A 2,018-nucleotide genomic window follows, 5' to 3' on the forward strand; every position below is an offset into this window, starting at 1 on the left:
TTGACGCTCCGCCACGAGAAGACCCGCCAGACGGAAAACGGTGTGATCGCCGAACGGCAGCTCGGCGGTGTATGTGAAACTCATCGAGGCGTGGGGTTCCTTCGGAGTTGCTCTTTGGTCGGAACAACTTCCTACCGGAGCCCCGCGCCTTCATCGTCTCCACCCCCAGGGACGCTCACACCCAGCGACGCTCACGGAGCGTCACCAAACGTTGCAGGGAAAGGCTCACTGGCTGCGGACCGACCCGAGGGGCCACGGCGGCTCCTCGTGCCTCCCATTTCTTTGTCCCGTTCCCCGGTCAGCGCCTTCGCCTGCGCGGGGCGCCGGTCGGGTCAAGGGTGGCGCAGCCAGTCCGAAGGACCGCCCGAAGGGCGCCCTTGACGCGGCCGGTGACCCGTCAGATCATCGGGCGCCCAGCCGGGGAATGGGCACCCGACGCGAGCGGCCGGACCAACCCAGGCGTCACATGGTGCTTAGAAGGCACAGAAAATACCAGCACCCCAGAGGCTTAACGTGGCGCTGCAGTCCGCTGGTGGACGTCAATGTCCGTCGACCTCCATGGACGTTACTGCAGCCGTGGCTACACCCATTGGCCTCTGACACTCCAACCCAAGATCAACTAATGGGGCGTGTGGAACTTTCAATCACGTATGGTTACCTCGTATGCGTGCTCAAGCTTGACCGCCGGCTTTTGGACATCTATCCGCCAATCACCCTCGGCAAGATTCTTGCGGGCTCGAACCTGACCGGGAATTCCCTCTACCTCATGGATAGAGCGCGCGAGGGTAGCTAGGCCAGATGCTGCCCGCCGGAGCTTAGCCGATTGTGCAGGAAGTGTTGGTCGCGCGGATACATAGGCGCGATCCGTAAGATTGCATATTCTTTTTGCGTCGTCGAGGGATGGTCTAAGCGTCACACCTGCGCGATAGGGAGCGACTAGCGCTACGCAGTTCTCCACGAGCATTTGCGACCATACGTCTTCGTGGTGGGCGTTTGGTGATCCGTGATGCGGAATCTTGAAAACCTCTGCCTTTGAAGACGGCTTCATACTTGAGCCCAGGACAGCGGCCCAGCCAGAATTTTTCCCGGGACCTCGGGTCAGATCCGAGCCGAGCAGTAGTGAAGTATCACCAACTTCCACCCACAGTGCTACGGCCAAGGTGTTTGGGTCGGGCGGCGCAAGCCTCCGAGGAGGCTCGCCAGGTACCGGGTACAGGCTCGTCACATACTGGCCAGCTTTTGTAACCGCCTCATCGGAGGGGGACAACGCGATTACGTTTGCGGCTCTATGATCGGCGGTCTCGGTCCGTCTGTATATTGGACGGTCTGCGAGTGCGCGACGATAGGCGGGAACGCCTCTTCCGCGACCGCTATTGCGTGCTCGCGCTGCAAGAACTGCTTGAGCCTTCCGGTACTCATCGTATGCAGATTGCCTTACTACCCCCGAGATCTTACGATCAACCATAAGTAGTCCGAAGAATTCTTCGCTAGTCGCCGCCGAGACGACGAAATCTGCGTTGATGCAGGCGCTAACGACGTTGGATATCCCCGCATTATGATCATTGTGTGCGTGTGTCGCAACAACCAGCTTTACCGACTCCGGAGATACATCAATATCGGACAAGTAAGAAAGGGCTGGGTGTGCACCGGTGCGCTGGTCGATGCAAGAATCGACGATTATCCATTCATTCCATCCGAGATGCAGAAGGCAGCATTCACCTAAGCCGGGGCCGAATATTGAAATTTCAACAACATCATCCGGTGGGCAGTCTCTTCTAATGGTCAAACCCCAGCTCCGCCCGATACGCCGCAGCCGCTTCCAACGCGCGAGAGAGGGTCGACGGCTGCTAGGCGGGAAGCCGGCGGAAATGTATAGAAGACGTCGTCGTGGGGCGGCCAGTCAAATTACGAATACGCTTTATAGGTAAGAGTTCGGTGATGGCGTGGGTGGGCGGGCCGAAGGCCCGGCCGGTGTTGCCGGTCGGGTGGTTTTCGGCTTGTGGGTGGGGTTAGGGCTC

General features: G+C 59.3%; 1 protein-coding gene and 1 pseudogene. Both read right to left on the reverse strand.

Features of this window, described 5'->3' with window-relative positions:
• Positions 1–84: pseudogene (locus BMG523DRAFT_RS25070) on the reverse strand (IS5/IS1182 family transposase); the annotation flags it as partial.
• A 556-nt stretch (positions 85–640) separates the two neighbouring features.
• Positions 641–1,786, reverse strand: a complete 1,146-nt coding sequence (locus BMG523DRAFT_RS23995; protein ID WP_160323752.1) for an MBL fold metallo-hydrolase — start codon at positions 1,784–1,786, stop codon at positions 641–643.
• Between the last annotated feature and the right edge of the window lie 232 nt (positions 1,787–2,018).

Source organism: Frankia sp. BMG5.23 (genome assembly GCF_000685765.2).
In the GTDB taxonomy this organism is placed as follows: Bacteria; Actinomycetota; Actinomycetes; order Frankiales; family Frankiaceae; genus Frankia; species Frankia casuarinae.